This is a genomic window from Vibrio sp. B181a (assembly GCF_030248375.1).
GTDB classification, from domain to species: Bacteria; Pseudomonadota; Gammaproteobacteria; order Enterobacterales; family Vibrionaceae; genus Vibrio; species Vibrio campbellii.
The window spans coordinates 1-6,155 of the sequence record NZ_JAHGAD010000072.1; the positions used below are offsets into that span (position 1 = coordinate 1).

Here is a 6,155-nt window from a genome sequence, read left to right on the forward strand (position 1 = left end):
GCTATAGAAGTTTTCTAGAAGCGAACCAAGCAGTAACGGATTATCTGGTTGGGTATTACAACCAGCATCGTCCCCATCAATATAATGGTGGATTAACACCAAATGAATCAGAACGACAGTTCTGGTTTCCTCATAAAACCGTGGCCAGTTTTACTTGACCACTACAAAGAGCCAAGAAGAACATGCGAGGGCTACACGAAATTTGAATGCTTTAGAAAATGGTATGGATGGGCTGCGCGTTGATAGTGCTACTACATACGTAAAAGGACAGACTACGCAATCAGATGATTTGGAAACCGCAGAACAGTCTATCGACTCAGACTATCGTGTTCAGTTAAGACTTCGTGGTGTTGGAGACGATGGAAGTATGCTTTTCACTAAGGGGGATTCTTGGTATAGAAATGTTCGAGTAGGTCAATACATCGGCAATGTAGAAATCACTAGCTTCGATCCTCAATTAGAGTGCGTTTCACTCGCAATAGATGGGAAGCCACTAAAGCAGAAATTGTGTACGAACTGATTAGGATGAGAATATGTCTGAAGTTATGAGTGAACAGCAGAGTGAAATAGTAACGTCTATCTCTGCCAGTGAATTATCCGAGAAGAAACCAGAGAACAAAATTGAGGTTCTTCGTGCTTACAATAATGAGATCAACAAAAAGTTGGTTTGTGTTTGTTTTTCTGATGGCACTTTTGTTTTTGATGAAGCGGCGAAAGATAACTATCCATTGTGGATGAAAGTTTCACAAAATATTAGTGAGACAGTGAAACGAACTACTTGGCGAGATATTCGAACGTGCGACAAAGCTACAATTCGAAAAGAAATTAACAGAGCTCAATCATTAGCTAATGAGGCCGCCAAGAACGAACGAACACGAGATGCTCAATCAGAAATTAGTGCGACGGTTCAAGAGTTAATTGAAATCATTAGTGAGTTTTACGAACGTAACGGGAGTGATATTCACTGTAGCCTCAGAGGTTCAGATGCTGTGTTCTATTCTCGTGTGGATGGAATCATAGATTTAAACCCACTTCACCGACCTCGCGCAGATGTGATGCGTATGATAGCAGCCGCGATTGGTGATGCGGGGGTCGAAAACTCTGAAGATGACTTCAATCCAAACATGAATGGGGGAACGAAACTAGATAATGTGCTAGTGCATAAGGATGGTGAAGATGCATATATCTCAGTTCGTATAACTTATCGCTCTTTGTCGAATAAAACAGAAGGCGATAAGGTCTGCACGATTCGTATTTTGAATAGCGGTCAAGCAAGGAAGTTAGACGAGCTAAACCTACCTATTGAAACAGAGCGAGTGCTACGGAGGGTGATGACTGAATCTTACGGCATGGTTCTAGTTACTGGCCCTACAGGTGCGGGTAAATCCACTGTACTTATGGGAATGATGGAAGCAAAGCCAGAGGATAAGATTGCTCATACTATTGAAGACCCCGTTGAAACACTCTCTTCAGATCCTCTAGTGTTTCAAGGGAATAAGAAACATCAGATTGATGAAGTTCGTGACCTTATGCGTATGGACCCTGATATTGGTCAAGCGGGGGAAATTAGGAATACAGAAAGTTTACGAGAAGCATGTGGTTTCGCACGAACGGGTCATTTGGTCCTAGCGAGTATGCACGCCACTACCGCCATTGGCGCGTTTATGCGTATGAATGACATGGGTATGTCGTACCAACAGTTAGCTGAAATGGATCTCTTCCGAATGGTTGCTTGTCAGCGACTTGTACCGAAACTTTGTTCTTGCTCTCGTCGTATGGCGAGCTATGAAAAAACACAGCAAGCAAAGACCTCTGTATTTAAAAAACAATGGCAAGAATGGGAAGAGGTCTTGTCCGAAAAGGCATTTGCACGGTTAAAAAATATTGGAAAAAAAGAACAGTTACGACTTCGAAACCCTAAAGGTTGTGATAAATGTACGAAAGGCGGAACGGCAGGCATCTTAGATCGTCAATTAGTTTTCGAATACATTTTGATTGACGATTTTGCTCGTAAGTGCATACGTGAAGAAAATTGGGATGCATGGAAAGCATCTTTGATTGAGCGCGGTTGGAAGAGTATGCATGAACAAACATGGGAACTGATTGAACAAGGCATGGTCGACCCTGAAATAGCAAACAGTGCAGTATCTGGTCTGTTAATGGATAGTTCGGAAAAGAGGATGTACTAATGCTTGGATTAAAGCTTTGGCTCGTATGTGTAGAGCAGCTAAACAGTGTTTTCCCTCATGTTTTGTTTGATGACATAGATCTCTGGTTGAAGCGCAGACGGTTGACGGCCTTACAACAAGCTGAGTTTGTTGAATTTTACAGCGAGCTCAAATTATCAGGAACGATGGACAAGGAAGCTTTAGAGGCACTTCGTGATGAATACGAGTCAAGTTACGGCAAAGATTGTATGCAATATGAATTTTGCGTTGTGGCTTTGAATGGCATGGGAGCGGGTGACGGTGGTTTGGACAAGGCTATGACTGATTGGTTCTATCCTGAACTCGCTATGATTGTAAAGACAGCTAATCATGCTCGGAAAAACCGTAAAGGCAACTATGGTGATGAAATGGAACACTCTGAAAGCCCATTGCAATTGTTGTTGAACCATGAAAATGAGAGGCAAAGAATAGCAAAGAAGCTGCGAGGGATTTTCAAAAAACCAGTATTGTTGGTCACTTTATCGTTGTTATCTACGTATGTAGCGGCGATGTATGGTGTTAGTGCTTTCGCGGGAGATACGCCGAAAAGTGAGTGGTCAGCAATTGCACTTGCTTATGACTCTTTTGGGCATTGGTTGGCTGAGTGGACCAGACCAATAATCGCATGTGTATTTGGTGTTATGGCTGCATACCTATATGGTTGCCGTTGGTATGACGGTGAATATCGATTGGAGTTAGACAAATGTATTCCTGGTTATAGTTATTACCAAGCCAAAGTTGCAGGACAATTTTTCTCTATAATGTCCGTTTTAGTATCGCCTAATGGTGGTGCGATGAAGTTGAAAGAAGCTTTGAATGAATTCCAATCAAATGAGGCATTGATGACGCCTTATATTGGAATACATGTCGATGAAATGATCAGTCGCTCTGGTAGTGGTGAGTTTAACTTAGAACAACTAGATACTGGACTATTACCTAAAAGAGTAAAAATGCGACTTCGGGTAGCAGGGCGCTCTCAAAAAGGGTTAACGACACATCTTGCATTTCAAACAATATCAGAAAACTTAGCCAGAGATTACGGTGATGCGATAGTAAAACGTGTTGATAAAAGTATGGCCGTCGTTTGGATTGTTTCACTTCTTCTTATGATTGGAGCATTCGTCGCTTGCCTCGATGGGGCATTTGCGAAACTAGACCAAATGGTGTGATTAGGTTTTGAGGAATAAATACTTTCGTAGGTTTAATTCATACGCAACGAGTTTAGCTGGGTAAAGTAGCTTGAGTAGGTTAACTACTTAATTTCAATTAGGAGAAAAAAATGAACTCAAGCCGAGCGATGGCAATGCGACGTAATAGACGTTTACAAAAAGGTTTTCTGTCAATCGATATGATTGGGGGACTTGTTGTTCTCGGTCTGTTAGCGTATGTGTTGTTTCAAAAAAGTGAATACCTCTTGGATACAGGTCGTATGTTGATCTTCAAATACCAAGTTGGTGAAGTCAGCTCTGCCGTGGTGGAGGTAGCACAAGGTAATACAACTGCGGGTATCTCTATGGATATGATTAAGTCTACCACTCCCACTTGGATTGGTGACGGTGCGGACGCCGTTATTTTTGGTGGTAGTTTTAGTGTGGCAGCAGGCACAGAACCTTATTCGTATGTAATTTCCGCTGACCAAATGCCAGTCCGAGTGGGTCATCGAATTGCTGCTGGTTGGGATCAAGCGGCATACGATGAAAGTTCAAAGATTATGAATATTACTTATGGGCTTTAGACGTTATCAAGCAGGCGTTATTGGCTGGTTTGTTGTTAGTTTTGTAGCGGTCTTTATGGCCGCTCTTTTGTATGGAACAAAATATCTTGAATACAAAAAAGCACTGATTTTATATCAAGCTGTATCAGGGGATATGCTTTCTATTGCAAAGTCATGGGAAGAGGCCATGAATTATGCCTGCGTGGTTGACAACGTTCCCCTGTCTATGGTGTTGGGAGATCTCTCTCTTCCAAAAAGTGCAAGCAGTAGCAGTTATGGGAATTTTACATTTGCGTATCAAGCTCCACCTTCTTTATCGATAACTATAAGCACGGAGTTGACAGAGAAGGGAGCAAAAGTGGTCGAAAATCGAATTCTAGCTAGTGTCGAGCAATATCAATTTGGGTCTGAAGTAGCGGTGGCTACATTAGATGGAGTGGTAACAATTGAAGTGAGGCGTGTGTCTGAGACTTCGAAAGTGATCTTTGATAGAGTCAGAGGTAATAGTCAGGCAATTCAATCATCTATGTGGCTTGGTGGTAGTCAGATATTTGATAATAATGGTTGCTGATTAGCGTTGCAAAGAGTGTTAGAGCTGTTCGCACTGCGAACAAGAAAGGACTGCAATAATTGCTGTTTCTTCGGGTTGTAAAGGCGACTGGATTTTGAGCGGGAACGAATGTTTATTTGTTTTTCTTTATAGCTCAAAGTGAAGGGGTCAAATAAACAATACCCGAAGGTATAAGGATTTCAATATGAAAAAATTAGTAAAAAAAATTGGTGTTTTAAGTGTTTGTGCTTCATCGTTCAGTGCGTTTGCAGTTGAAACAGACAACATTATTGACGTGACTTTTGTCGTGGATCAAGAAGTTGTTGAGAGCTTTGGCCGCGAATGGGTTGACCAACAAATTTTGAAAGGGATGAAGCTTTCAAACCAAACATTAGAAATGGCGCAGCTACCGTATGTTCGTAAAGTGAACAAAGTAATTATTGAACCTGCGAATGGTGTAGTAGCAACTGCTACACGTGGTAATCAAGGGGCGTTAGGCGGTGTTCAAGCTGGTTGCGAAACCATCACTTCTGAGTTCGATTATACTGACAATATTGTTTGGTTAGTTCCTGAGTCTGGCAACTATAATCGAATGGGAAATGCTGGAACGTGTTACCGTGATAACGATATTGATCAAGGTGTAGGTAAACGAAACGCTGTCGTATCGATGGGACCATACGGCTATGATCATGACATTGGTGTAATCATTGCTCATGAACTAGGCCATGCAGATGGTTTGCCTCATACTCATGCAGATGCCTACGAGCAAGAAACAGGTCATAGAACACTGATGAGTTCGTCTACACTGAACAATCTAACTGGCCCACTGATTTCACCTAATGATGTGACGGCTTTGAAAGCGGTTGATGCGGGTAATGATGAATGGATGAACTTTTTCACTTGGCCTGCACCTGTAGCACCTGTAGTTGATGATATGGCGACATTGGAAGTGAATGAAGACGATGTTGCTGATAGTTTCGAAGTATTTGTCAATTTGCCTAAAGCAATGGGTGAAAGTGTAAGTGTTGAATTCTATACAGAGTCGGTAACAGCGATTGCCGATACTGATTACGAACAGCATGTTCAACGCTATACGTTTTTAGCTGGCGAGACTCGTAAGAGTATTGAAGTTAATTTGCTTAACAACTCAAGTCGCTATGAAGACCGTGTTTTCAATGTGGGAATTCGATATGGTGAAGGGGTTAATACTCAAGAAACAAAGCTGTCAGTAACTGTGGCAAAAGTTGCGGACGAGCCAGATCAAGGTTCGGGCTCAACTGGAGGTAGCAGTAGAGGCAGTGGTTCTTTGGGGATTTTCTCATCATTGATGTTGTTGCTATTAATGTGGCGTAGAAAGTAAGAAAAACACCTTTTTAAAAAGCTCCCAAATGGGGGCTTTTTTTTTATTGCGCATTAAGGCGGGAGGCTCTCTAGAAAATGATTGATTAGATGAATAGTGTTGAGTTTAAAGGGTTAAGCCTATCGATAATAGGGTTATATAAAAACAAACATTAAAGGAACTAATCATGAATGGAACGAGACTACTAGGGCTTAGTGTCGTAGTAGGGCTTGGGGTGACATTAGGTGTCAGTCCCCCCCTCCAAGCCAATACTGCAATAGTCAACGAGGCCAACAAGAACACCTTTGAAATGCAACAAACGTCGATCAACACTGGTGTAGCGTT

At 41.9% G+C, this 6,155-nt stretch carries 7 protein-coding genes; all 7 read left to right on the plus strand.

Annotation, left to right across the window (positions count from 1 at the left end; all coding sequences use genetic code 11):
- Nucleotides 1-158, plus strand: a 158-nt coding sequence (locus KIO97_RS23025) for an IS3 family transposase (RefSeq protein WP_373417335.1), incomplete at its 5' end; no start/stop codon positions are given.
- Nucleotides 159-223: 65 nt separating this feature from the next.
- A complete protein-coding gene (locus KIO97_RS23030) occupies nucleotides 224-520 on the plus strand; it encodes a hypothetical protein (protein ID WP_285384029.1) in 297 nt (98 codons plus the stop codon).
- A 13-nt stretch (nucleotides 521-533) separates the two neighbouring features.
- A complete protein-coding gene (locus KIO97_RS23035; RefSeq protein ID WP_285384030.1) occupies nucleotides 534-2,189 on the plus strand; it encodes a GspE/PulE family protein in 1,656 nt (551 codons plus the stop codon).
- Nucleotides 2,189-3,376, plus strand: coding sequence for a hypothetical protein (locus KIO97_RS23040; protein WP_285384031.1), 1,188 nt, complete (start codon nucleotides 2,189-2,191; stop codon nucleotides 3,374-3,376). The genes KIO97_RS23035 and KIO97_RS23040 overlap by 1 nt, the downstream gene beginning before the upstream one ends.
- 110 nt (nucleotides 3,377-3,486) lie before the next feature.
- The gene (locus KIO97_RS23045; RefSeq protein WP_285384032.1) at nucleotides 3,487-3,942 is read left to right on the plus strand and encodes a hypothetical protein; all 456 of its coding nucleotides are present in this window, start codon (nucleotides 3,487-3,489) and stop codon (nucleotides 3,940-3,942) included.
- A complete protein-coding gene (locus tag KIO97_RS23050) occupies nucleotides 3,932-4,492 on the plus strand; it encodes a hypothetical protein (protein WP_285384033.1) in 561 nt (186 codons plus the stop codon). Before KIO97_RS23045 ends, KIO97_RS23050 begins: the two co-directional genes overlap by 11 nt.
- A 184-nt stretch (nucleotides 4,493-4,676) precedes the next feature.
- Nucleotides 4,677-5,831, plus strand: coding sequence for an SVAGG family GlyGly-CTERM protein (locus KIO97_RS23055; protein ID WP_285384034.1), 1,155 nt, complete (start codon nucleotides 4,677-4,679; stop codon nucleotides 5,829-5,831).
- Nucleotides 5,832-6,155: the final 324 nt, after the last annotated feature.